Annotated in this window: 18 protein-coding genes and 1 pseudogene; 6 read left to right on the forward strand and 13 right to left on the reverse strand. The window is 57.0% G+C overall.

What is annotated here, in order from left to right; all coding sequences use genetic code 11:
* Window positions 1-123: 123 nt before the first annotated feature.
* The 4 genes from ACVWY8_RS08100 to rpmH all read right to left on the reverse strand — a co-directional run bounded on the left by ACVWY8_RS08100 (window position 124) and on the right by rpmH (window position 5,075).
* Window positions 124-705 (reverse strand): Uma2 family endonuclease, encoded by a 582-nt coding sequence (locus ACVWY8_RS08100; protein WP_011434474.1) that lies wholly within the window; start codon window positions 703-705, stop codon window positions 124-126.
* A gap of 88 nt (window positions 706-793) precedes the next feature.
* Window positions 794-4,354, reverse strand: a complete 3,561-nt coding sequence (gene smc, locus ACVWY8_RS08105; RefSeq protein ID WP_457394196.1) for a chromosome segregation protein SMC — start codon at window positions 4,352-4,354, stop codon at window positions 794-796.
* Between the two features lie 83 nt (window positions 4,355-4,437).
* Window positions 4,438-4,839 carry a ribonuclease P protein component gene (gene rnpA / locus ACVWY8_RS08110; protein WP_457394199.1) on the reverse strand — a complete coding sequence of 134 codons (402 nt, stop codon included), beginning with the start codon at window positions 4,837-4,839 and terminating at the stop codon, window positions 4,438-4,440.
* A 95-nt stretch (window positions 4,840-4,934) separates the two neighbouring features.
* A complete protein-coding gene (gene rpmH / locus ACVWY8_RS08115) occupies window positions 4,935-5,075 on the reverse strand; it encodes a 50S ribosomal protein L34 (protein WP_011434477.1) in 141 nt (46 codons plus the stop codon).
* Window positions 5,076-5,300: 225 nt separating this feature from the next.
* On the opposite strand from rpmH, the gene dnaA reads away from it, so the two are divergent.
* Window positions 5,301-6,704 (forward strand): chromosomal replication initiator protein DnaA, encoded by a 1,404-nt coding sequence (dnaA, locus tag ACVWY8_RS08120; protein WP_414382552.1) that lies wholly within the window; start codon window positions 5,301-5,303, stop codon window positions 6,702-6,704.
* Window positions 6,705-6,870: 166 nt separating this feature from the next.
* Window positions 6,871-7,554, forward strand: coding sequence for a hypothetical protein (locus ACVWY8_RS08125; RefSeq protein ID WP_457394202.1), 684 nt, complete (start codon window positions 6,871-6,873; stop codon window positions 7,552-7,554).
* A gap of 131 nt (window positions 7,555-7,685) precedes the next feature.
* On the opposite strand, the gene ACVWY8_RS08130 is transcribed toward ACVWY8_RS08125, so the two are convergent.
* From ACVWY8_RS08130 to ACVWY8_RS08140, 3 genes are all read right to left on the reverse strand, one after another.
* Window positions 7,686-8,507 (reverse strand): class I SAM-dependent methyltransferase, encoded by an 822-nt coding sequence (locus ACVWY8_RS08130; protein WP_457394205.1) that lies wholly within the window; start codon window positions 8,505-8,507, stop codon window positions 7,686-7,688.
* A 107-nt stretch (window positions 8,508-8,614) separates the two neighbouring features.
* On the reverse strand, window positions 8,615-10,537 hold the full coding sequence (ftsH, locus tag ACVWY8_RS08135; RefSeq protein ID WP_457394208.1) for an ATP-dependent zinc metalloprotease FtsH: 1,923 nt from the start codon (window positions 10,535-10,537) through the stop codon (window positions 8,615-8,617).
* A gap of 151 nt (window positions 10,538-10,688) precedes the next feature.
* Window positions 10,689-11,564: an SDR family NAD(P)-dependent oxidoreductase gene (locus ACVWY8_RS08140; RefSeq protein WP_457394210.1), complete on the reverse strand. Its 876-nt coding sequence runs from the start codon at window positions 11,562-11,564 to the stop codon at window positions 10,689-10,691.
* Window positions 11,565-11,868: 304 nt separating this feature from the next.
* Here ACVWY8_RS08140 and ACVWY8_RS08145 point away from each other — a divergent pair, with 304 nt between their 5' ends.
* Window positions 11,869-12,378, forward strand: a complete 510-nt coding sequence (locus ACVWY8_RS08145) for a hypothetical protein (RefSeq protein ID WP_414342192.1) — start codon at window positions 11,869-11,871, stop codon at window positions 12,376-12,378.
* Between the two features lie 22 nt (window positions 12,379-12,400).
* On the opposite strand, the gene ACVWY8_RS08150 is transcribed toward ACVWY8_RS08145, so the two are convergent.
* A complete protein-coding gene (locus ACVWY8_RS08150) occupies window positions 12,401-14,926 on the reverse strand; it encodes a DNA gyrase/topoisomerase IV subunit A (RefSeq protein ID WP_457394213.1) in 2,526 nt (841 codons plus the stop codon).
* 197 nt (window positions 14,927-15,123) lie between these two features.
* Between ACVWY8_RS08150 and ACVWY8_RS08155 the strand changes: the two genes are divergently transcribed.
* On the forward strand, window positions 15,124-16,074 hold the full coding sequence (locus tag ACVWY8_RS08155; RefSeq protein ID WP_083757623.1) for an arsenic resistance protein: 951 nt from the start codon (window positions 15,124-15,126) through the stop codon (window positions 16,072-16,074).
* Here ACVWY8_RS08155 and ACVWY8_RS08160 read toward each other — a convergent pair.
* From ACVWY8_RS08160 to ACVWY8_RS08170, 3 genes and pseudogenes are all read right to left on the reverse strand, one after another.
* A pseudogene (locus ACVWY8_RS08160) lies at window positions 16,071-17,976 on the reverse strand (ABC-F family ATP-binding cassette domain-containing protein). The gene ACVWY8_RS08155 and the pseudogene ACVWY8_RS08160 sit on opposite strands and share 4 nt — an antisense overlap.
* A gap of 140 nt (window positions 17,977-18,116) precedes the next feature.
* Window positions 18,117-19,121: a phosphate/phosphite/phosphonate ABC transporter substrate-binding protein gene (gene phnD, locus ACVWY8_RS08165; RefSeq protein ID WP_011431683.1), complete on the reverse strand. Its 1,005-nt coding sequence runs from the start codon at window positions 19,119-19,121 to the stop codon at window positions 18,117-18,119.
* Between the two features lie 183 nt (window positions 19,122-19,304).
* Entirely contained in the window at window positions 19,305-20,027 is a 723-nt protein-coding gene (locus tag ACVWY8_RS08170; protein WP_011431684.1) for a hypothetical protein, read from the reverse strand.
* A gap of 270 nt (window positions 20,028-20,297) precedes the next feature.
* On the opposite strand from ACVWY8_RS08170, the gene ACVWY8_RS08175 reads away from it, so the two are divergent.
* Window positions 20,298-21,692 carry a phosphoglucomutase/phosphomannomutase family protein gene (locus tag ACVWY8_RS08175; RefSeq protein WP_457394216.1) on the forward strand — a complete coding sequence of 465 codons (1,395 nt, stop codon included), beginning with the start codon at window positions 20,298-20,300 and terminating at the stop codon, window positions 21,690-21,692.
* Between the two features lie 65 nt (window positions 21,693-21,757).
* Here the strand turns inward: ACVWY8_RS08175 and ACVWY8_RS08180 are convergent, their stop codons facing one another.
* The gene (locus ACVWY8_RS08180; protein WP_457394219.1) at window positions 21,758-23,002 is read right to left on the reverse strand and encodes an RNA-guided endonuclease InsQ/TnpB family protein; all 1,245 of its coding nucleotides are present in this window, start codon (window positions 23,000-23,002) and stop codon (window positions 21,758-21,760) included.
* A gap of 57 nt (window positions 23,003-23,059) precedes the next feature.
* Here ACVWY8_RS08180 and tnpA point away from each other — a divergent pair, with 57 nt between their 5' ends.
* Window positions 23,060-23,500, forward strand: a complete 441-nt coding sequence (gene tnpA / locus ACVWY8_RS08185) for an IS200/IS605 family transposase (protein ID WP_457394222.1) — start codon at window positions 23,060-23,062, stop codon at window positions 23,498-23,500.
* Between the two features lie 312 nt (window positions 23,501-23,812).
* Here the strand turns inward: tnpA and ACVWY8_RS08190 are convergent, their stop codons facing one another.
* On the reverse strand, window positions 23,813-25,198 hold the full coding sequence (locus ACVWY8_RS08190; RefSeq protein ID WP_457394225.1) for a hypothetical protein: 1,386 nt from the start codon (window positions 25,196-25,198) through the stop codon (window positions 23,813-23,815).
* Window positions 25,199-25,204 lie beyond the last annotated feature (6 nt).

Below are 25,204 nucleotides of genomic sequence, written 5' to 3' on the forward strand. Positions count from 1 at the left end.
GGTTGGGAGAGTTCTGCAATTGCGTGGGATCCCTGTCATGCAAGAGATCCATCAGAGTTGGCTGGGTTAAGGGTGTGGAAAAAAGCTGTATCAGGGATCGTAAATCCGTGAAAGCTACTCATATCAAGCCGACCAGATCTTGCGAATGGGCAAGGTGAAGCCCGGCAGCACGTCCTCTCCCGATAAGGTTTCCGGATCTTCGACCAATTCCGGCGCTTGCCCTTGTCGGTAGATCATCACCCGCTTGGCCTTGGGATCCAGCAGCCACCCCAGCCGGCAGCCGTTGTCCATGTATTCTTGCATCTTGGCCTGAGTTTGGATCCAAGAGTCGGTGGGCGAGAGGATCTCCACCACAAAATCGGGGCACAAGGGCAAAAATCCTTGACGGACTGAGGGATCCAAAGCTTCCCACTTTTCAATCGGGATCCAGGCCAAATCAGGGGAGCGGTCGCTGCCTGAAGGCAAGGAAAATCCGGTGGAAGAATCAAAGCTTTTCCCTCGGCCCGATTGCCGATTCCAAAGGGTTAAGTCTGTGGTGATTTCGGCATTCCAGTGGCCGGTTTCCCCGCCGGTTGGAGACATGATGACCAATTCTCCTTGAGCGGTACGCTCCAGCTTCAGGTCAGGATTGGCGGCACAAAGCCGAATAAAATCTGCTCGGCTCAGGGTTGTCAGGGGGGATAGATTCAGAGTCAGAGCAACCATGGCAGGCGTTTGGACACTCCTAAACCATTCTTAGAATGAGTCTAATGGGACCTCAGGATTTGCCCTCTGCTCTTAACCAAGCCACATCTTAACTGGGGTGAGGGGCGGGTTTGGTCAGGCCGATCACCTGAGTGTATGCACCGCGGGCCTGGGTTACACCAATGGTGTGCTCAGCTTTTTCGATCATGGGGCGGCGTAAACTGACCACCAAAAACTGCGCCTGACGAGATTGCTGCCAGATCATATTGGCCAATTTTTCCACATTGGCCCCGTCCAAAAACATATCTACTTCATCAAAGGCGTAAAAGCTGGAAGGGCGGAATCGCTGCAGAGCAAAAATAAAGCTGAGGGCTGTCAAGGATTTTTCTCCTCCCGACATGGCGCTGAGACGGCGCACCGGCTTACCTTTGGGGTGGGCCACCAAGGTTAGACCGCCTGCGAAGGGATCCTCTGGGTTTTCCAATTCCAAATGACCATCCCCATCGGAAAGTTGGGCAAAGATGGTTTGAAAATGGCCGTTGACGGCATGAAAGGCATCCAAGAAGGCTTGCCGACGCAGGGTGGAAAAGTTCTCGATGCGCAGCAACAACTCGGTGCGCTCTTGGTGCAGGGTTTCCAGTTTGGCGCTGAGATCCCGCAGGCGAGCTTGGGTCTGTTCGTATTCGGCAATGGCCAGCATGTTTACCGGCTCCAGGGATCGCAATTGCTCTTCGATTTTGCGTTTTTGCCGCTGCAGCTCGTCTAAGGTCAGGGTGGCGGGCAAGTCGGGCAGCGGATCCGGCAGCTCTTGGGCCACCGCTTGCAGTTGGGTTTGCAGTTGGGCCAGCAGAGCCTCTTTTTCCTGTTGTTGGGTGAGGGCGTTGTAGCGTTCCCACTCCAGGCGTTGGATCTGCTGTTGTTGAGCCCGCAGTTGAAATTCCTGCCGATCTCGCTCTTGGCGCAGGTGGGAAAGTCGGGCCTCGATCTGGCTTATCTGTTGCCGTTGCTCGGCAAGGTGTTGCTGGATTTGGCCAAGGGTGGCTTGGGCTTGGACGATTTGCTCCTGCAAATAGGCTTGGCGCTGTTCGCTCTCTTGCAGGCGCTCCTGGTGGTGCTGGATTTGGGCCTGTTTCAGGTGTTGTTGGCCGGAGTTCTCCTGCTGTTGCCGCTCCAGTTGGGCCAGTTGCTGCTGCAGCTCTGCCAAGCGACTTTCTTGCTGCTGCACCGCCTGCTGCAGTTGCTGCCAATGCTGGTTCACCGGGGATCCCTCCAGTTGGCTGAGCTTGAGGGTGAGATCGGCCAGGCGCTGTTGCAAGGGATCCCAGCGCAGTTGAATCTGCTGGAGCCGCTGCTGGATCTGGTGGCTTTCGCTTTGCCTTTGCGCCAGGGATCCCTGCAGGTGTTGCAGGCGGGCCTGTTGCTTTTGGCAGTCGGCTTGGTGCCGCTCCAGATATTGCTGGGCTTGCAGGGCGTCTTGGCGAGCCAGGAGCAGGGCTTGGGCCAGTTGTTTTTCGCGGGCTTGGGCTGCTTGTAGGCGCAGGGTGAGGGCGGCCAGCAGTTCCTCCAGCTCGGCCAAGCGGGAGCGCAAGGCGGCCTCCTCGGAAGGTTCGCCGACAGAAAAATGGATCCCAGCTCGCTGGGGGGCGCTGCCGCCGGTCATGGCGCCCGAAGTTTCCAACAGCTCCCCTTCCAGAGTAACCATGCGGTGCTTGCCGATGTGGGGCTGGGCCAGCTCTAGGCTTTGGAAAACCAGGGTGGAGCCGAACACAAAGCCGAAAACATCCCGGTAGCGCTCTTCAAAACGCACCAAACGAATGGCGTAGTCGATCAGGCCGTCCAATTTCAGGGGGCTGGGGGGGCGGGTGGGCTGGAGCTTATTCAAGGGCAAAAAGGTGGCGCGTCCGGCTTTTTCCCGTTTCAAAAAGTTGACAGCGCTCACGGCCACGGTGTCATCCTCCACCACCACAAAGTGCAGCCGGTTGCCTGCTGCAACCTCCAGGGCCAGTTGATACTGGGGATCCACCTGCCCCAACTGGGCCACCAACCCCAAAACCCCCGGCAGACGGGCACTCAGGATGGCTTGGGTCGCTCGGGATCCCTGGGACTCTTGCAACACTTGGCGGCGGGTTTCCCATTTGTCCAGTTGCCGCTGCTTGGCGTGCAGCTCGGCGGCCAGGCGTTCGTGGGTGGCGCGATCCAACTCCAGGCTGGCCTGCAGTTGGGCCAGCTCTTGGGCCAAAGTTTGAACCTGAGCTTCCGACTGTCGGCAAGTGTGTTCCAGCTCGGCGGTGAGGGCCAGGTGGGATCCCAGCCACGCCTCGATCTGGGCAATCTCCGCTTGGATCTCTTGGCTTTGTCGTTCCAGTTGCCGTTGTCGCTCTTGCAGGCGAATTTGCTCCTGTTGGAGAGGCTCCTGTTCAGCGCGGAGTTCCTCAATGTGGCGGGTGAGGTAGCGCTGCTGTTTCACCCAGGCATCAGCGGATTGGGCTAGGGCGCGCAGTTGTTCGCGGCTCTGTTCCAGGCTGGTTTGGGCTTTCCGAACCTGGGCCTGCAGGGATCCCTGGGCTTGGGCCAGTTGCTCCTGTTGGCTGTGCAGGTGTTCCAGCTCCGCCTGCAGATGCTGCTGTTGGGTTTGCCGCTCCTGATGTAGGCGCTGCGCTTGCTCGATCTCCTCCTGCCAGGCTGCGATCTGTTGGCTGACCTGTTGCCGTTGTGTTTCGGCGGCGGCAATCTGGGCTTGCAGGTGCAGGTATTCCTCCTCTCCAAGGGCGTGGATGCGGCTTTGCAACTCGGTCAGGGCGGCTTCGGCTTGCTGCAAATGCTCGCTCAAGGTCTGCACCTGAGCGGTGGCCTGCTCCTGAGCCTCCAGAAGCTGCTGAATGGCCGCCTGGGTTTCTTCCACTTGGGCCTGCAAATGCCGCCAAAGCAACACCTGTTGCTGCTGCTCCAGCGTTTGCAACTGCAGCCGCAGTTGCTGATAGTGTTGGGCCTTTTCGCTCTCTCTGAGCAGCCGCTCTCCTTGAGCTTGCCATTCTTGTTCGATGAGCCGAAAGCGCTCAATTTGTTCCCGTACCGCCTCCAGCTTGCTGTTGGCCTGGGCGATCTTGCGGTCGAAGGTGGCCACCCCCGCCAATTCGTCGATGATCTGCCGCCGTTCCTTGGGGTGCATGGAAATGATGCTGGTGACATCCCCCTGTAAAACGACGTTGTAGCCGTTGGGGTAGATGTGCATCGCCTCCAGTTGTTCGTGCAGCTCGCTCAGGGTACAGGGCACATCGTTGATGTAGAAAGTGCTGGTGTAGGGGAGAGAATCCGTCCCGCTATCGCGAGTGGGATCCTCAGCCTTTCCGGGCTTGACCCGCAGCCGGCGACTGACTTTCCATTCCCTGGGCTGACCATCTTCTCCCGGCCCCAGCTCAAAGGTGACAGAAACATGGGTTTCCACCTGCCGATTGCCGTTGAGGCTGCCGGAATGCACCAGATCCAAAAGCCTCTCTGCCCGCATCCCCCGCGAGGACGATAACCCCAGCGCGAACAGGATCCCATCCAGGATGTTAGACTTACCGGAGCCATTGGGGCCAGAAATAACCGTGAACCCCGGCAACAGGGGTATCGAGGTTGTGCTGCCAAACGACTTAAATCGGGTCAGCTCAATCCGCTTGACGTACATGACACCCCATATCTAGCGTGACCACCGGCAGATGATGGCAACAGGCTAGCATGGGTAGCAAAAACCTGTGCAGCTCAAGTTTCTTAGGACGGCTTGGCATCTGAGTCTGCACCTGTTGAGTCTACATCTGTGCTGACGAGCAGGTCGGCCTTTTGTAAAAGACGATGCACCTCCGCCCTCAGCTCCGGCCAGCGGTAGGTCAGTAAGTTTGCCTTGGAGATAAACAGCAGCCGGTATCCGGGTTTCAGGTTTGGGCACAGGGGGCGCAAGATTTCTCGCAACTGGCGGCGCAGCCGATTCCGCTTTACGGCAGATTTGCTCACCTTTCTGCCGATCACCAGTCCCACCTGGCTGGGGATCCCTTCACACCCCACCGGCATCGGCTGAAACAGCAGGGTTAAGCCTGCACCGGAACGACGTTGGCCTCCCTGGTAGAGCGCCTGAAAAGCTCGTCGATCCCGTAATCGATGAGGAGCCGGCAACATTGGGCACCGAGGAGAGTCTGCCCCAGAAGTCAGCGAGTTTTGGGCTGCAACGCTCCAAAAATCCCAGATTAGGATCCAATATCCAACCAAAGGGCTTAGGAAACCGCCAGGCGATAACGCCCCTTGGCCCGCCGTCGCCGCAAGACCTGCCGCCCGGTTGCAGTTCGCATTCTGGCCCGAAACCCAGAGACGCGAATACGTCTGCGATTGGTGCCACGAAGGGTACGCTGAGTCATGGTGAGAAGCCAACTTATGAATCCAAGATCATTTGCCAGAGCTGACCAGACCGAAATTAGCCCGCTTGAAACTGATCGCAGACGCTTAATCTTAGCAGACTCAATGGAAAATTGCTAGATTGGCCACCCCGCGCCGAGCAGTTAAATTGGGAATCCCGAAGCTCCTGTCGAGGAAGCCGCCGCTGTTTCCTCTGGGCTTCTGCTGTGTCGCTCTGAGTGTGTGGTGTGGATATTTCCCTGGATCAGCTCTGGGATGAAGCCCTGTGTCATCTGCAGGTGCAGCTCAGCCGCCCAACCTTTGAGGCTTGGATCAAAACGGCGCGGGCTGAATCGTTGGTGGACAACCGCCTCACCATCTGTACCCCCAGCGAATGGGCACGGGGCTGGCTGCAAAAGCACTACGCTTCCACCATCACCGAGGTGGTGCAGCGGGTAGCCGGGATCCCTTTGCAGGTGGAGTTTTCCGTTTCCCCCCACGCTTCTGTCGAGGCAGAACCCCCTTCAAGGGCGATTTCCCCAACATCGGGCAGAGCCGGCAGCTTACCTGCCTCCACCACCCTAGGACTGGAAGTCGGCGGCAGCCTGCCGATGCGGGCGCCGGATCTCAACCCCAAGTATTCCTTCTCGCGGTTTGTGGTTGGCCCCAACAACCGCATGGCTCACGCTGCAGCTCTGGCTGTGGCCGACAAGCCTGGGCGCGCCTACAACCCCCTGTTTCTCTGCGGTGGGGTGGGTCTGGGCAAAACCCACCTGATGCAGGCCATTGGCCACTACCAACTGGAGGCCAATTCACGCGCCAAGGTCTTCTACGTGTCCACCGAACGGTTTACCAACGATTTAATCGATGCCATCCGGCGAGACAGCATGCAGTCTTTCCGGGAGCACTATCGGGATGTGGATATTTTATTGGTGGATGACGTTCAATTTATCGAAGGCAAAGAGTACACCCAAGAGGAGTTTTTTCACACCTTTAATACGCTGCACGAGTCCGGCAAACAGATCGTACTGGCCGCCGACCGCTCTCCTCATCTGATCCCGCGTCTGCAGGAGCGGCTTTGTTCTCGTTTCTCCATGGGTTTGATTGCGGAAATTCAATCGCCGGATATCGAAACCCGCATGGCCATTCTCAAGAAGAAAGCCGAGTACGAGGGGATGAACCTGCCCGCCGACGTGATCGAGTACATTGCCACCACCTACACCAGCAACATCCGCGAGCTGGAAGGTGCCCTGATCCGCGCCGTCGCCTATGTTTCCATTTCTGGCTTGCCGATGAGCGTGGAGACGATTCAGCCCATCCTCAATCCCCCCAGCGAGCCGAAAGAGATCACCGCCGACATGATTACCGATGTGGTCTGTGAAGAATTCGGCATCGACCGAGACAGTTTACTGGGATCCTCCCGCAAGCGTGACATCAGCCAAGCACGGCAAATTGCCATGTTTTTGATGCGCCACTACACCAACCTCAGCTTGCCCAAAATTGGCGATTACTTTGGGGGAAAAGATCACACCACCGTTCTCTATAGCTGTGAAAAGGTCAGTCAGCTACAGCGGCAAAGTCTGCAGTTTGAACGGCAACTGCAAAAATTGGTCGAGCGCTTGCGGGTGGTTGCCAACAGCCGGAGCAGCTAGGCTTTCTGTTGTCGCTGGGCCGTCTTTGAGGTGTTGTTGCCGCGCTGTGGAGCACCTCCAGCCTTGCCCGTCTGCGTGGAGAATCCCTCGGAAAGCGGCTACAGTAGGGACGCAATGAATGTGGTTGCAGGTGGTGAGACAGTCTGGCAAAGGGCTTCGCCTGGGTATGCTGCTCCTCTGGGCTGGACTGGTGCCTGAGCGGCCAGTTTGGGCCAATTCCCAGCAAGCCCCTATTCCAGATCCGGTGCCGGCCACCCTCTCAGCCGCTTTGGATTTGGGCTTGGATGACCGAATTTTAGAAGACAGCCCCGTGTTGCGCCGCTGGCTGCAAAACCCGCCCAATCTCCTGGAAGAAATCCGCAACACGCCCGTCTTGCCCACCCGCTTGCAGGCCGGCTTTGAGTCCTCTTCGCACTGGCGAATCAGCCTACAAGACTTGCGTCTGGGAGATCGCCTCACCCTCAGCGGTGACTATCGCCAATCTTCCGAACATCCCGAAGTGCGCCAGTACGGGTCGGAAATGCGTTACTTTCTGGCCCCCATGGGATCCCGTTTTAATCTGGCGCCACAACTGGGGTATCGGGCTTTGGAACAAAAGAACCGCAGCCTCAGCGGAGTTAGCTATGGGGCTTTTGCCGTTTTGGCCTTGGCTCCGGGAGGTGTAGATTTGACCGGCAGCTACAGTTGGGTTGCCCCCCAGGAGCCGGAAGAAGGACAGGCCACCCTGGCGGAGATCACTGCTGCCTACGCCATTAGCCCTTCCTTTCGTCTTTCTGCTCGCTATAGCCTGCGCAACTCGACCCTGGATCGGGAGTTTAGCTTTGGCGTTGGGCTGGAGTGGATCCCCTAGCCTCCGCTCTCGCCCTCACTCCCAGGCCCTCTCCCGGTGGAAGAGGAGGGCTGGGGATCGGCATGACTTGGATTGGGGTAATGGCTCCGACATCGACTCGATGGCCACTGCACAACTTAACCCGGCCCAGATCAGAGGCGCACTGCCCGCACAAAGGCCACCCAACCCAAGCTGAGATAACGCTCCAACTGCAGCCCCACCTGTTGAAGGTGCTCGCGCAACTGGGTTTCCGAGAAAAAATGAAGGCCGGTGGCTTCCAGCCATTGCTGCACCATCTGCCCCCATCCCTGTACCTGCTGGCTGTGCATCGAGACAAAGGCCCCTCCCGGTTTCAAGACGCGGGCAATTTCCCGCAAACAGGGATCCAAAGGCAATTCGTTCAAGGTGGCCCCGCTGATCACCGCCCCAAAAGTTCCAGAGGCGAGGGGAAGCTGTTCGGCTCGGGCCCGCATCAGGCTGTAGTGCTGCCAGTGGGGCTGTGCCTGTTGAGCGGCTTCCGCCAATACCCCTGCTGCATTGTCCAGGCCGATCACCGTCCGTTGTGGATCCTTGGCCAGGAGCAAGCGGCTCCAGTACCCCCCGGCAGTGCCCAAATCCAAGATGGGATCCCCCTCCCCCACCAACTCGGCCAGCAGTTGACTCTCCCGCTCGCTCCCAAAGCTCTCTCCCGTCAGCAGCGACAGGGCCCAGGGCCGCCAGAGGCGATCGTAGCCCCAGGCAAACCCAGGCAGATGGGCAATGGCTTGGGCCGGCGTGAGATGCAGGTCCGATGAGCTGCCGATAAAATCCACAGCCCCAGAAGCGGTGATGGGGTAAACCTGGCCACAACTGGGACAATAAACCCGATCTGCCACGGATCCCTGTTCCCGCCCTGGTGATTGGGTCAACCCTTCCCGACCGCAGCTCAGGCAGCGATAAAGATGAACCGGCAAAGCAGAGAGCGAAGAGAGCATGCGACAGCCCAACGCAACCCAAAACTCGCGAGGAAAAGGGGGCAGCTGCCGGGATCCAGCCCCAACAACCCCCCCAGTTGTCTATCTGGCAATGGAGATGGGATCCCCTAGACCAGCTTTGGACTCCGTCCCGCTTCCGCAAGTGGACTGGGCAGGCCGACCTTCTCCGGGATGGGCACATACTCCGAGACAATCGCCCGGAATTCGTCGCCATCCAGGGTTTCCCGTTCCACCAAGGTATCGGCCAATCGATCCAGCAGAGGGCGGTGCTCCAGCAAAATCTGCTTGGCTTTCTGGTAACAGCTCTCCAGGATCTGCCGCACCTGGCGGTCGATCTTGGCGGCCACATCCTCCGAGTACTCGACGCGGTTCATCCAGCCGCCGCCCAAGAATACCTCGTTGTTGGGGGGATCCAGCATCAAGGGCCCCAGCTCAGACATGCCAAAGCGGGTCACCATCTGCCGCACCAGATTCGTGTTCTGCTGCAGGTCGTTGCTGGCTCCGGTGGTCACTTCCGAGTAGCCGAAGACGATCTCTTCGGCCGCCCGACCGCCAAAGCCCACCACCACCCGATCCAGCAGCCAAGCGCGGCTGTACATGCCGGAGTCGATCTGCTCCTCGTTGGGCAGTTGCTGGGCAAAGCCACCTGCGCCGCCGGAACGGGGGATGATGGTCACCTTGTTCAAGGGATCCGCGTGGGGCAAAAGTGTCATCAACAGGGCATGGCCACACTCGTGGTAGGCGATCAGGCGCTTGCTCTTGCCGTCCAGAAGCGGCGGCTTGGTCAGGCCAATGGTGATGCGGTCAATGGCATCGTCAATGTCTTGGTTGGTGATGGCCATGCGCTGACGGCGGGCCGCCAAAATGGCCGCTTCATTGAGCAGGTTGGCCAGATCCGCACCGGCAAAGCCAGGGGTACGGCGGGCAATCGCCTCTAGGCTGACCTCTTCCGCCAGCTTCTTGTTGCGGGCATGCACCCGCAAGATCTCGTAGCGCCCCTTAAAGCTAGGCCGATCCACCGTAATCTGGCGGTCGAAGCGGCCCGGACGCAAGAGAGCCGCATCCAACACATCAGGGCGGTTGGTGGCGGCAATCACGATAATACCGGTGTTGCCCTCAAAGCCGTCCATCTCGGTGAGCAACTGGTTCAGGGTTTGCTCGCGTTCGTCGTTGCCCCCGCCAATGCCGGCCCCCCGCTGCCGGCCCACCGCGTCAATCTCGTCGATGAAGACGATGCAGGGCGCATTCTCCTTGGCCTTCTTGAAGAGATCCCGTACGCGAGAGGCACCCACCCCGACAAACATTTCCACAAACTCAGAGCCGGACAGGCTAAAGAAAGGCACTCCTGCCTCGCCGGCAATGGCCTTGGCCAGAAGGGTTTTTCCCGTCCCCGGCGGCCCCACCAACAACACGCCTTTGGGGATCTTGGCCCCAACAGCGGTGAAGCGCTCCGGCTTCTTCAAGAAGGTAACCACCTCTTGCAATTCTTCTTTGGCTTCTTCAATCCCGGCCACATCGTCGAACTTAACGCCGGTCTTGGCTTCCATCTGGAAGCGGGCCCGCGATTTGCCGAAGTTCATTGCCTGCCCAGGGCCGCCCGCTCCGCCACCGGCACGCCGCAGGAAAAAGAACAACCCTCCCAACAGCAACAGCGGGATCACCAGGTTGCCCAGAAGCGCCCAAAAGGCGCTGCCATTGCGGGTGGGTACCACTGCCACTTCGATCCCCTGCTCGGTGAGGCGGTTCACCAGTTGCGGTACGGTGTTGGGCAGCAGGTTCACTCGGTAGCGGGTGGAATGCTGGGTCTGGGGATCCACAGCCGTAACTTCAGCTACCAGATTGTTGTCCGTGAGGCGCACATCCGTAACCCGCCCCTCCTCGACGTAGCGCAAAAAGCGATCGTAGGTGAGGGCCGAGGCCAAAGCTGCATGGGCGGGTGCAGGCTGCAGCACCAGGCCGGATCCCTGCCAGAGACAAAAGCCCAGCAGGAGGGCGATCAGCCAGCGCTGGGGAGATAGAGGCTTGTTCATAGGGAAGAGAACGCTCGGTTATTAAAAGTCCTTTAACAAACTTAACCTGTCCCTCCTGGAAGGCACAACCCTACCCCCGCACCAAGGAGAACTCAATGGGCTTGAGATCCTTGAGATCTTGTAGGGATCCCTGCCCGCCACCAGCCTGCAATTAGGCCGAGCCGGGGGATCCCAGACCATCCAGCCCATAGACGCGCCGCCACATGGAGTCAGCCAGAGCAGCGGGCATGAGCCGCATCAGCCCCAACGCCACCTTACCCCCCGTGAAAGCGGTGTAGCGGTCGGAAGGGTGAGGATCGGTCATCGCCCTCAGGATCGGCTCCACCACCTTCTCCACCGGCCAGGCCATTTTGCTGAACGAGCTGGCCAGATCGGCGGTCTTGTCCAAGATCGCCTTGTAGGGGCCGTTGGGGTTGACAACAGCGGCAAAGGTTTCTTCCGCCACGCGGCCAAACTCGGTGGCCACCGGCCCCGGCTCGATCAAGATAACCTTGATGCCGAAGGGGGCCACTTCCACCCGCAGGGCGTCGCTGAGGGCTTCGACAGCAAACTTGGTGGCGCTGTAAACGCCGCTGAAAGGCATGGACAGCTGGCCGGCCACCGAGCTGAGGTTGAGGATGCGGCCACTGCCCCGTTCCCGCATTTGGGGCAAGAGGGCACGGGTGAGGGCGTGCAAGCCAAATACATTCACCTCAAACTGGCGCCGCATGGCCGCCACATCCACCTCTTCCACTGGCCCCATCTGGCCATAGCCGGCGTTGTTCACCAGGATATCCACCCGGCCAAAGTGATCCAGAGCCTTTTGGGCCAGCGCCTCCACCTGGGCCGTATCGGCCATGTCGGTGGGCACCACCAGCGCCTCCGCTCCCCGACTCTCCACCAAGTCTTTGACGTTTCGCAGCAGCCCTTCCCGGCGGGCCGCCAGCACCAAGCGAGCCCCGCGTTTGGCCGCCTCCAGAGCGACGGCTTCCCCAATTCCAGCAGAGGCGCCGGTAATCAGCACCACCTGATTTGCAAGTAAAGGCATGGTTTCTTTTATCCAAACTCTCCACCATCCTAGAAGAACGACCGGGATCCCTGGAGAGGGGCAGCTCCGTCTTCCGAACTTCTGGATTCGGCATCCGCTATCATGGCTACATTGGGTAAACCCAGAAAACAGCCGGGACAAAGCCCGATAGACAGGTCTCTGCTTGGGCTGAAGTCCTATGGTGCTTTGATTTAAAGTAGAGAGTTGTGTATAGGGTGCAGCGACTGTGAAGTACTTCTGCAGGCGAGTTGGCCGAGGTCGATCTCTCTCCCCGGAAGAGCGTTGGGTTGTTACTGAGGTTCGATTGGCTCAATTGCTCAGGGCAGCGGAAGCCAACTTGCGGGCCAATTCTGAGTTGCGCCAACAGCAGCAGGAGCAGCAAAAGCAACTGGAAGCCGAGCGCCGCCACAGCGAAGCCCTAAGAGACTCGACCGCCGATTTGCGCACCAGCGTGATGGAGCTGCGGGAAGGACAGGCCCTTTGGCAGAGCCATGTGGAAGAGCTGCGCTCTTGTCTGCGGGAGCTGCTCAAGGAACAAAGCGAACTGGTGCAGATTGTTGCCCAGCAGCAGCACATCCTGAAGGATTGTCAGGAAGTCATCCGCGCCATGCTGGAGCAAATGCGAGATGACCACCGAGACTTCCGCTCTGCCATCAGCATTTTGCTGGAGGAGCTGCACCAAACCGTGCGCTGTTTGGTTATCAGGTCAGGTGGCACCCTACCCAAGCCCGTTCGCCATCCCGAAGTGCCGGAGACGGATCCCGGCTCCCCGCCGACCGATTCGGCCTCGCCTGGGGAAGGCTCTTCGTCCTAGGGATCTTCTGCTCCCCCAAGAGCTATCCCACATCGCCTTCCGGCAGCCACTGCGGCCAGAACAGGCGCAACTCCCTGACCCGCTCCCCTTTGACCAGGAGGGATCCGCCCCCGGAGCGGCTTTGCAGCGGGATCTCGGCAGGAGAGAAGGAGTACACCTGTTCAGACTCTGTGATCACATCCAGTTGCAGATGGGAATGCCTCTCCAGCTCGGGGGGGAGACCCACCAAGCCCACCAGCACATCCCCTCGGTCGGAGAAGTGAAAGGCCGGCGCGCCCACCGGACTCCGCTCCAAGATGGGGATCTCCTCCAGAGACAAGCGCTTCAGATAGCCCGACCGGCTGGCCAGAACCAGGATCCCTTGGGAGGGCACCAGCGCCATACCTGCAATCTGTTCGGTGCGCCCCAGGCGCAGGGCCGGCGATCCCATAGCCGCTCGACCCATCAAAGGGATCCCTTCGGCAGCCAGCCGCAGCACCCGTCCCCCTGAAGTAGCCAGGACGACGCTGTAGCCTTGGTGGCCGGGATCCCAAAGGGCTGCCCAGCCCAGCTCATCTCCCTCTTTTAGCTTTAGGACAGTGGATCCCCGTTGGGTAAGGCCCATCAACTCTGCCAGGGCCAGCCGCTTGATCCGCCCCTGCCGGCTGAGCACCACCAAACTTGCCTTGCCCGGATCCGGAGCCAACGTGAAGGTGGCAACCATCGGCTCGGGGTTGGGGAGAAGGGTAACCAGAGGCACCCCCCGTGAGGACCCAGTGCTGAGGGGGATCCCTGCGATGGGCACGGTAAAAGCCTTGCCGCCAGCGGTGAGCACCAAGATTTCCTGCTCCAGCGTGACGCATTCCAGGCCGACCAGCACATCTTCCCCCAGTTCCCGTTGCGCGGGGTTGCTGCGGGAGCGACGGCTAGGCAGAGGCAGGCGGCGCACATAGCCCTTGCGGGTGAATTGCAGCAAGAAGTGGGTCTCTTCCGTCTCTTCGCCGCTGGGGATTTGGGCCACTTCCGCTTCCAGCTCCGAGGCCGAGAGGATCTGGGTGCGCCGGGGATCCCCGAAGGTCTTTTTCAGGTGTCGCAGCTCTTTTTTCAAATAATTCAAGAGCTTGCGGCGGTCGCTGAGGAGCCCTTGCAGTTCTTCAATGCGGGCCTGCAACTGGGCGTGTTCCTGGTGCAGCCGTTCCCGCTCCAATCCCGTCAGGCGACGCAGAGGCATGGCCAAAATCGTCTCCGCCTGCTGGGGGGTACAGCCCAAGCGAGTTTGCAGTTGGGCTTTGGCCGTAGCGCCATCGGGGGCTTGCTGCAGCAGCTCGATCACCCCCTGCAGATCTGCCAGCGCCAGCAACATCCCTGCCACCTCTTCCGCTTTGCGCTGCACCTGCTGCAACTCGGCACGGAACATCCGGTTGAGGGTGGCCTCGCGAAATTGCAAAAAGTGCTGCAGGATCTCTTTGAGGCTCAGCTGCCGCGGTTCCCCGTTCACCAAAGCCAGCAGGATGGCTCCAAAGTTGCTTTGCAAAGGGGTGAGCTTGTACAACTGCTGCAAAACCGCTTGTGGATTGGCTTCTCGCTTGAGCTCCACCACCACGCGAATGCCGCTGCGATCCGACTCATCCCGCAGATCGGCGATGCCGCTGATGCGGTCTTGGTTGGCCAACTCGGCCACTTTCTCGATCCAGGCCGCTTTGTTCACCTGATAGGGAAACTCGCTGATGATCAGGGCGGGTCGGCGGTGGCGTCCTTTGCCCGGCTGGATCTCCTCGAAGCGGGCCACCCCCCGTAGAGTGATGGAGCCGCGCCCGGTGAGGTAGGCCTCGCGGATCCCTTGAGTATCCAGGATTTGGCCGCCGGTGGGAAAATCCGGCCCTGGGATCCAGCGCAACAGTTCCTCAGGGCTGAGGTCGGGATGGTCGATCAAAGCCAGCAGGCCATCCACCACCTCCCCCAGGTTGTGGGGTGGGATATTGGTGGCCATGCCCACAGCAATGCCGGCAGAGCCGTTGAGCAGCAAGATGGGCAAGCGGGCCGGAAGAACGGTGGGCTCCGCCTGGGATCCGTCGAAATTGGGCATGAAATCGACGATCTCTTCCGACACCTGCTCCAGAAGCGCTGTGTGGCTCAGCTCCGCCAGCCGGCACTCCGTGTAGCGCATAGCCGCCGGCGGGTCATCATCCACAGAGCCGAAGTTGCCGTGTCCCGCCACCAGGGGATAGCGGCTGGAAAAGTCTTGTGCCATGCGCACCAGCGCGTCATAAACTGCCTGATCCCCGTGGGGGTGATATTTCCCCAGCACATCCCCCACCACCCGCGCGCATTTGCGGTAGGGGCGATCCGGCGTCAGGCCCAGCTCGTGCATGGCATAGAGAATGCGGCGGTGCACCGGCTTTAAGCCATCCCGGACATCTGGCAAGGCCCGCCCGACAATCACGCTCATGGCGTATTCCAGGTAGGAGCGCTGCATCTCCCCCTGCAAATCGGTGGCAATCACCCGCCCTTGACGCGGCCCCCCGTTCGATTCGGATCCCAGTCCGTCGAGAGTCAGTTGCTGAGTCATGGCACAAAGGAGCGGAACGCTTTCCAGGTTACTGTAGCCGTTTCTCTGGTTCTTGCGAGGTGGGATCCCACACTGACAGGGGCTGAGAGACTGGAAATGCTGCTCACTATCCATCGAGTTGTATCCATGCGTTTCTCTGAAAGAGCTCAACCTTTGCTCGTTGTGGTATCGATCGGCGTGGGTCTGGCCCTCACAGGATGGCCAAACTCTGTCCAAATCTTAAGAGGCTGGGTACAACCTCTGTTGGCTTTGCTGCTTTATCTCACTTTCCTGGGCATTCCACTCGCATCTGGGGGAAAGGTTTTTTTCAGAAACTTGAGCAGGTTAATCGCGCTTCTAAAGCTGTATTGGCAGTGGCGTTGGCCAGTTTGTCGATCAACTTTCTGTGGACTCCGATTTTTGCCTGGGGATTGGGGGCTGTTTTTTTATCGGATCTGCCAGATTTGTGGGTTGGCCTGCTCATGTTGATGGTAACTCCTTGTACGGATTGGTATTTGGTTTTTACAGGGATAGCGGGTGGAAATGTGGTTTTAGCAACGGCCCTGTTGCCTGTTAATTTGGTTCTGCAAGTTTTGCTTTTGCCAGTTTATCTTTTGCTTTTGGCAGGAGATTTAGTCGAATTAAATGTTGAAATTTTATTGTCAGGCTTGTTTTGGATCCTTTTCTTGCCTTTGCTGGCAGCAGCACTCACACAATACTCCATTCGGCAAATCAAAACGGAACGTGGAGAGAGGGGATCCCTTGAAAGCTATCAAGACCGGATTAGCATCATGCAGATTGTGGCTTTGAATCTAGCGATAGTTTTTATTTTTGCCACTGAAGGAAGCATTCTCGCTGAGAATCCAGCCCTACTTTTCAAGCTTCTGCCTCCCATTCTGGTTTTTTTCGCCGTCAACTTCCTCTTGGCTTACCAGGTCAGCCGCTGGCTGGGTTTGGCTTATGAGGAGTGGGTCTGTTTGACCTGTACAACCTTGGCTCGCAATTCTCCGCTTGCTTTGGCCATTGCTGCTTCTGCTTTTCCGCAGCGTCCGTTGATCCTTCTGGCTTTGGTGATCGGCCCCCTGATCGAGCTGCCGGTTTTGACGATTGTTGCCCAGATGCTGTTGCAAATTCGACAGAAGAGATGCTGGAAGCAGGCTCGACGCTAGTTGAGGTGGCGCTCGGCCAATTCTAGCCAACGGGCGGTCCCGGAGTCGATGGCGGCGGTTAAGTCTGCCAGTTTCTGGGCTAACTTTTGCACTTCGCTGTAGCCGCTGGGAGGGTTGCGATAAAGGATCTGCTCAATTTCAGCTTTTTCTGCCTCCATCTGCGGAATTTGGCTTTCAAGCTGCTCATATTCCCGTTTTTCTTTGAAGGAGAGTTTTCTGCTTTGTGGGATCCTATCAAGCTCTTTTTCAGGCTGGGGAATGAGAGGGACAGACTCAGGGCGGGCGGATTTGATCTCACTCTCTTGGCGCTGCTTATGCTCCAGATAAACAGAATAGTTGCCAGGATATTGCCGGATTTGGCCGGATCCCTCAAAGGCGAAGATGCGATTCACGGTGCGATTCAAAAAATAGCGGTCATGAGACACCACGATCACACAACCATTGAATTCTTCCAGATAGTCTTCCAATACTGCCAAGGTTTGCACATCCAGATCATTGGTGGGCTCATCCAAAATCAACACATTCGGCGCTTGCATCAACACCCTCAACAAAAACAAGCGGCGGCGCTCACCACCGGAAGTGGAGTGGGGCATATTGTTGATTGGGGGGAAAGAGAAAGCGCTCCAACATTTGCGATGCGGTGATCGTCTCCCCATCGGCAGTTTTCACCGGCTCTGCCACTTCTTTGAGGTACTCGATCACCCGTTGGTCGGGGTTGAGGCTGAGATCGTCAGAGTGTTGGTCGAAGTAGCCAATGTGGATGGTGGGGCCAATCTCCACTCGGCCCGCATCTGGAGCCAATTTGCCGATGATGATATTCATCAAAGTCGATTTTCCCGCCCCATTGGGGCCAATAATGCCCACCCGATCATCGGGGGCAAAGGTATAGGTAAAGTCTTGAATGAGGAGTTGGTCGCCGTAGGATTTGTGGATCCCTTCTAGCTCGATCACCTTTTTGCCGATGCGACGCCCGGCGGTCGCAATATCCACTTGTCCCAGAGCTTGCTTGAATTCTTGATTTTGTAGGTCTTCGATGCGCTGTTTGCGGGCTTTTTGCTTGGTGCTGCGGGCTTTGGCGCCTCGTTTGAGCCATTCCAATTCCCGCCGTAAGAGATTGGCATACTTGCGTTGGGATCCCTTTTCGACCGCTTCAGCAGCCGCTTTTTTCTCCAGGTAGTAAGAGTAGTTGCCGCTGTAGGCATACAGATCGCCGCGATCAATTTCCAGAATGCGCTGGGTAACCCGATCCAAAAAATAGCGGTCGTGGGTGATCAGCAGCACTGCCCCAGCAAAACGATTCAAATAATCTTGCAACCATTCCACCGATTCGGCATCCAAGTGGTTGGTGGGCTCATCCATCAGTAGAGCATCTGGCTCTGCCAAGAGGGCTGACGCAATGGCAATCCGCTTACGGTATCCCCCCGACAAATCGCCAACGCGGGCCTGAAAGTCTGCAATGCCCAAACGGCTGAGAATGGTTTTGGCCTGGGTTTCCAGATCCCAAGCGGATTCCACCTCGATACGCTCGCTAATACTGGCCAACTGGGATAACAGACTGGGATCCCCACCTTGATGGGCCAAGCGATGGGAAAGCTCCTCGTAGGCTCGGATCAGGCGCATTTTTTCTCCGGCAGCCGCAAACACCTGCTCCAGCACCGTATGCTCGGGATCCATCTCTGGCTGTTGGGGTAGGTAGATTATCCTCGCCCCAGAACTGACCCAGAGGTCGCCCCCATCGATGGGTTCTAGGCCAGCGATCATCTTGAGCAGTGTGGATTTTCCGGAACCGTTGGTGCCGATGATGCCGACTTTATCGCCTTCTTCTAGGCTGAAACTGGCATTCCTCAGGAGTTCCTTGATGCCAAAATCTTTGCGAACGGAGTTGAGGGTGAACAGGGCCATGGGGGATCAGGATGCTGGGATCTGCAGGATAGGTCTGCAACGATGATACTGTCCGGCTCGATCCTGACTGTTGCAGGACAACAAAAAGGGATCCCCGATCGAGAAGGGATCCCATAAGTGAAAGATCTGCTGGAGAGGATTTAGAGCTTGTACTCCACGCCGCTGGCTTTATCAATAGTGCGGATCACTTCCCAATACTCTTTGTAAGTGATGGTAATGAACTGCTCCCCACCACTCTTGCCAAACTCTTCCGCTAGCTTGGTGCCTTCCCACTTAAAGGTGAAGAAAGCCTCTTTCACTTTTTCCGCCACTTCTGGGTGGAGGTTGTAGACAACTCCATAGGCTGTGGTGGGGAAAGTTTGAGATTTGTAGATGGTGCGAATTTTGCTGGGATCAATCGTGCCCCGCTTGGCCATGCGGGTCATCACGGAGTTGGCAATAGCCGCCGCCTCGTAGTCACCGTTAAACACACCCAAGATAGAGTTCTCGTGGTTGCCTGAGAAGACAGTTTGGTAGTCAACCCCGGGCTCCATGCCAAATTCCCCTTTCAGCAGCGCCGAAGGAGCCTTAAAGCCAGAGTTGGAGGTTTCGCTAGTGAAAGCCAATTGCCGACCGCGCAGATCTTCGATGGATTGGATATCGCTATCGGCAGGAACGATGATCTCCATTTCGTAGCCGAAGCTGCCATCCAAGCTGGCCATCATAGCAAAAGGACGGAAGCCCACCGCATTCACCGCCAAAGGGACAGAGCCGGTGTTAAAGCCGGTCACATGCAAACGGCCCGCCCGCATCGCTTCCAACTGAGCAGCATTGGACTGCACTGGGAAGTATTCCACCTTCTTGCCGGTTAACTCTGCCAAGTGATCGAGAAACTCAGCCCAAACGTTCTTGTAAACTGAGGGATCCTCAACGGGGGTGTAGGCAAAGATCAGGGTATCCGGATTGATCCACTCGTTCGGATCTTCCGGCACATCGGCAATCAAATCGCCATCGCGGTCGCAGAAGCGCACATCCATCTCCGGCGGACGGGGGCAATCTTTGGCCTGGGCATGCACCAGTCCAGACAGGGCTACAGAAGCACCGGCCACGGTGGCAACTAGCCCCACGAGCAAAGAGCGACGGCCTGCCAAGAAAGTTTTCATCATAGTGTCTATTGACTCCTCAATGAGGGCTTAGTGTTTCTTCAAGGAACAGATAGAAAATAGCAGGCTAGAGTTAACTTTTTGTTAAGCGAAGATTAAGAAAAGGTAATCTCCACTCAAAATCCGCAGAATTTCAGAGAGGGATCCCAGTGATTGCTACTGATACGCTGGGTTTACCCGTAGAACTCACTCCCAGGCCCGAATGGCCGAAATGGCCACCAGCAAGCTACCAAAACCGACAACACCCGCCAAAAATGCCCCAAAGTGCCCTTCGGTTTCGGGTAGCTCGTGCTTCAGCACTTGAAAGATTAAAACCCCCGCTACAAAGGCAATGCTGGCGGCTAAGGCTATCTCCGGCAAAATGGCCCTTTGCCCCATCAGCCAACCGACAAAAAGGGATCCGATCAACAGCCAACGCCCTTGGTGCTGAAATAAGTGGGGATGATGCTCAAATAGATCTTTACAGACGATGCTGAGGTGGATAGCCAAAGCGATGGTCAGCAACAGGCAACTGAGCCATTCTTGCACCGTGTGTCTTAGCAAATAACCCAGAATTACGCTGTAGAGCGTAAAGAAACCAATGTGAACGGAAAATATCCTTGGATGCAGCAATGCCTCTTGCTTGGAAGATTGGGCCAGCCCCTCCAACCCATATACCGTAACAATGCCCAGCAACATGAGCAGATGAATGTGTTCAATCAAATAGCCCAACACAGGCACTTCTAGGGGCATCAAGTGTTGTTGCAGCTCCGTCACTTCCGCCAAAAAAGCCGTGAACACATAGGCCAGAGAAATCCCTCCACCCAGAGAGAGCCAGTAGCGCTGCGGAATGTTGTGCAGGAGTTGCTGTAGCCGCCGGGTGAAGAAGATCACCCCAATCAAGGTCAGCAGAAGGAGTAGGCTGAACATCTTGGCACCACAACTTGCAGAACTGTACCCACGTAAATACGCGGAGGAACTCCCTCGCAGATACCTTGGGCCGTCAGGCTGGGAGCTGGATTGATGAACCCTGCAAGAGAAACTCCTCTCTTATTACCCCCGCTCCAGCTGAGAATGCAGCCCATTTTGCCTGAGAGTGGGCTGAGAAACCGCAGATCAACCGCTTTTTCGTCCTCCTTGAAACCATTGACCTTGGCATCATGCTATGAGTTGATGCGACGGGATCCGATACATCAAGCCATGCCCACCCCCCCCATCCGCTTTGGCACCGACGGCTGGCGAGCCGTGATTGCCGAGGGCTTTACTTTCCAAAACTTGGCCCTTGCCGCCCAGGCCAGCGCCCAAGTCTTGGCCCGCACCTACCCCGGCGAAGGGATCCTGGTCGGCTACGACAACCGCTTTCTTTCGGAACGCTTTGCCGCCCACGTTGCTGAGGTGGTGGCCCGCCTGGGGATCCCAGTTTACCTCTCCACCTGTGTGGCCCCAACGCCGGCCTTTAGCTGGGGTGCCAAGGAGCGGGGCTGCCACGGCGCTTTGGTGATCACCGCCAGCCACAACCCCCCCCACTATTCCGGCCTCAAGGTCAAGGGGGGATTCGGTGGATCCGTGCCACCGGAAGTCACTGCCGCCATCGAGCAGGAGCTGCAAAGCCTCCAGCCTCTTGGATCCCACAAGGCCCCCATCCACACCTGGGATCCCTGGCCCGGCTACCTGGCCCAGCTCAGCCGCTTTGTGGATCTGGAAAAGCTCAAAGGATCCCCGGCCAAGATTTGGGTGGATGTCATGTTTGGCTCAGGAGCGGGGGGCCTCAAGCGCCTCTTGGGGGAGAAGGTCATTGAGTTGCAGGCGCATCGGGATCCCTTGTTTGGGGGATTTCCCCCCGAGCCTTTGCCCCAAAACCTGCAGGCTTCTGCTCAGATCATCGCGGCGGATCCCGCCCCCTTGAAAATGGGTTTGGTCTTTGATGGGGATGCCGACCGCATTGCGGCTCTCGATGGGCAAGGCCATTTCCTCAGTCCGCAGATCCTGATCCCCATCTTGATCGACCACCTGGCCGGGCGACGCGGCTTGCGGGGCGAGATTGTCAAAACCATCAGCGGCTCCGAACTGTTTGTTAAAGTTGCACAGCACTATGGCCTACCGGTTACGGAAATGCCGGTGGGCTTTAAGTACATCGCCGAGCGCATGATGAGCACCCAGGTGCTGTTGGGCGGAGAAGAATCGGGCGGCATCGGCTACTTGGGCCACATTCCCGAGCGGGATGCCCTGCTTTCGGCCCTGTATCTCATCGAAGCGGTCGCGGAAACCGGTCAAGATCTCAGCACCATCTACCGGGCTTTGCAGGAACGGGAAGGGTTCACCTCTGTTTACCTGCGCCGCGATCTCCACCTCGCGGATCAAAACCAACAAACTGAGTTATTCAAACGGCTACAGATGGATCCCCCGGCTGAGATTTTGGGGCAGAAAGTGATCAAGCATTTCGACAAAGACGGCCACAAATTTACCCTTGCCGACGGCAGTTGGGTGATGATTCGCGGCAGTGGCACCGAGCCTCTGCTGAGGTTGTACTCAGAGGCGAAAGACCTAAAAGCAGTGAACGCCCTCCTGGATTGGGCAGCAACATTGGCAGCTTAGTTCAGATCCGAGTACCAAGCCCTACGATACTGATCCGAAAAGCACGGAGTGACATACTCCCGCACTCATGCTGACGCAAAGCGCTCCGCGCCGCTAAAGCGAAAGAGTGCGGGCTTCTCAGTGACTCCTGTGAAGGACGTTTCCTGAGCTTTAAGAACGGGATGCCCCACCGCTCTGTATTTGATGTTTATCGCCGCGTTGTGGTCTCGGTGCAGTTCCAGTCCACAATGTGGGCAAGAGTGCCACCTGTCTTGAATGGTCTTCGGTACCTTTTGGCCGCACCGAGAGCAGTTTTGGCTTGTGCCGTTTGGATCCACTGCGATCACCCTCAGCCCAGCTCTTTCAGCCTTGACTGCGAGAATCCGCAGGAATTGCCCCCACCCGGCATCATAAGTAGATTTCGCTAGTTTGGTTCTGGCAATACCTTTGATGTTGAGCGCCTCATACGCAATATGCTTTCCCTTGCTTACCAGCTTCTTGGCTGTTTTGTAGTGGAAGTCTTTACGCTGGTTGGCCACCCTGAGATGAGCCTTGGCCACCCGCTTCAGGGCTTTCTTGCGGCGGTTTGACCCCCGCTTCTTGCGGGACAATGACCGCTGCAGCCTCTCCAGCCGCTTTTGGGCGCGGCGGTAATACTTGGGCACTGGGACGGACTCCCCCGTATCGGTCGTCAAAAAGGAGTCCAGCCCCATGTCGATCCCCATGGTGTTCTCCAGTGTTGGCAGGTCGGGAGTGAACTCGGGGACAGACGTATCTTGCAGGCTTAATGTCACATACCACCCGTCCGCTTTGCGGGTGATGGTAGCAGTCTTGATGACAAAACCGTCAGGCAAAGGACGGTGCTGAATCAGCTTAACTGTGCCAATCTTGGGCAGATGAATGAACTTCCCCTGAATGCAGTCCTGCTTCATCTGGGGGAAGGTGAAGGAACGATACCGGCCCACCCCCTTGAATCTCGGCCTCCCTGTCCTCTTGCCGTTGTGGTCGCCTTTCAGCCAGCGGTCGAATGCTTTGTGCACTCGCTCTACGCAATCTTGGAGGACTTGCGAGTGGACTGCTTGGTATTCGGGAAACCTTGCCTTGGTATTCACCAGATCCCGCTTTTGGGAGTAGTAATCAGGCCTGTCCTTCAGTTCAGGCAAATGACAGATTAAAGGGCAAGCGTTGATATCACAGCGGTTTTGCTCCCACCAGTTAAACCGCTCTGCCAGCCGATAGTTGTACTGCTTGCGCAACAGCTCCAGCCACTGATCCATCAGGGCAGCTTGGCTGGGCGTAGGCCGCAGACGGTACTGATAAGCAGTCCTCATCTTAAGCGTGCCTAGAAACCGCTACACTGATTATAGCGCCAGTAAGGATTGGCAGCCATGAAGCATGATTTTGTTTCCAGCGGCAGAGCTGTATCTGATTTGAAGGCACACTTGGTCTTAACCACCAAGTACCGGCGCAAGGTATTTACTAGAGAAATGTTGCAGCGATTGCATGAAGTTATGTATGACCTCTGCCAGAAGTGGGGCTGCAAACTTATTGAGTTTAACGGCGAGGCAGACCATATTCATCTGCTATTCCAGTACTATCCGCAGATAGATCTGTCCAAGTTGGTAAACAACATTAAATCCGTCTCTAGCCGTAGGATGAGAAGCGAGTTTGCGGACTACATCAGCAAGATATATCGGAAAAATGTACTGTGGAATGAATCTTATTTCATCGCTTCATGTGGTGGGGTGACGGTCTCGGTTTTGTGCCAGTACATTGAAAACCAAGGAACTCCCGCCTCTCATCCCGACCCAAGCGCTCCGCGCCGCTAGCGCGAACGTCCTGCGGACAGAGGGCGGGGCTTCTCGGCGGACTAGCTAAGCGCGCCCAGCCCCTGAGGAGACACGCTGGGGACTTTGGATTTGATGTGATCAGTTCCATCACCCCCTCCTAGCTTTGCACAGATTTCTTAGAGGCGATATTTGCTACTCGACCTTGACCGCTGCAAACTTCTGAGCTGCAATTGGGGGAGTCGAAGAGTTAGTAACCGTTACCAGTGCAGCAAAAGAAAAGCCGATTGGGTGTAGCTCAACAGTCTCACCCAAGATGGTCTTGGACATTCATACAAGCCAGGCATGTATCGTCTACTTAACTGTAATGTTCACACGTGCCTGCGCCGAGATAGGAGGACTAGAAGAGTCCGTAACAGTCACCAATGTCAAGAGAGTAGAGCCAATGGGAGGAGTGTCTTTGGTGGCTGGACACTGCACCTTGATTGCCCCCGTTGGCCTGTCAAACGAAAAGCCAGCTGGCGGTGGAGGTTCAGGCTCTGCCTTGAAAGTTAGGGGGTTAAGGACTTTACCTTGGGTGGTAATTTGTGGATTTACGATGACTAGCTTACCAAGGTTGTTGGTGCAATCTACTGAATCCCCATATTTAAGCTCGATAGAACCTACAGCTGATTTCACAGGAATCACAAAGTTAATATCACTGGTCAGGAAGTTGCTGGCAGTAGTTAAGGATGGGTTAAGCTTAATAGTGATGGAGCCAGTGAATACCCCGTCCGTTAGTCGAATAACTCCGAATTCTTGAGGCCCTTTGCTACCTTCCTTAAAGAGGAGAGTAGAGGTCGAAACAGTGAACGGAGCGCCCGCCCCAAAGGGGTTAGGAGTTCCGCTGACATCCAAAACAACCTGCCCACCAATCGGAGGGGCTTCGAGTTTGACATTGACAACCTTGGTAGCCCCAACTATGTCATTATCGAGAAACTCTATCGTCGGAGGGGTAACCGTAATGGTAGGCGGCGCTTCCTGCAATACCTTAACCGGCACAAGAACATTCACACTGCCCACCGGGTAATTGACAGCTGTTGTGGCAGGGTCGCGGGTAACTATTATGGTGGCATTGCCCGCTTGCGTGGCCGGGATCAAACGGGTTAATGTAACTGTGGGCTTATCCTCGGATCCCGGTGGAATGACAACAGTTACGAAAGAGGCAGCTGTTGTAGAAACACCCACCACCTGTGGGTTATTGCTTTCCACCTTCAACACCAAACTGCCATTAGCAGGAGCTTTGGAAGGCGTAAGGGTTATAGTTTCGGTAGAACCAACAGTTGTGCCTTTTGCAAACTCAACTTTTTCCGGAATAACGCTGACTTTCTCAACAGGGAACGGAGTGGGGGGAGGAGGAGGGAAAGGAGTAAAAGGAACAGGGATCTCCGCCTTAATGGTGGGAACAGGAGCAGGAGAGGGAATCGGAGGAATGGTTGGGGCTGGGAGAGGAGGTTGGATAGCAATGGTAGGAGTTGGTAAAGGGATCCCTGGGGCTATAGGAGGTAAACCCACCTCAGTGCCTCCGGTAGGTACGCTGGGCGTTTGCGGCGGAATGATCGGCCCAGGAACAAAGCTAGTGGCGCTTTTGTCGTTGGATTGCTGACAGCCGATCAAGCTTGCCGTAGTGAAGAAAACAGCCCCCGCGCTGCCTAAAGCCCGCAACCAACTTCTTTCGGTCTTGAACTTTTGCACCTTCATTTCCTG

This window comes from Thermostichus sp. OS-CIW-32 (assembly GCF_054060415.1).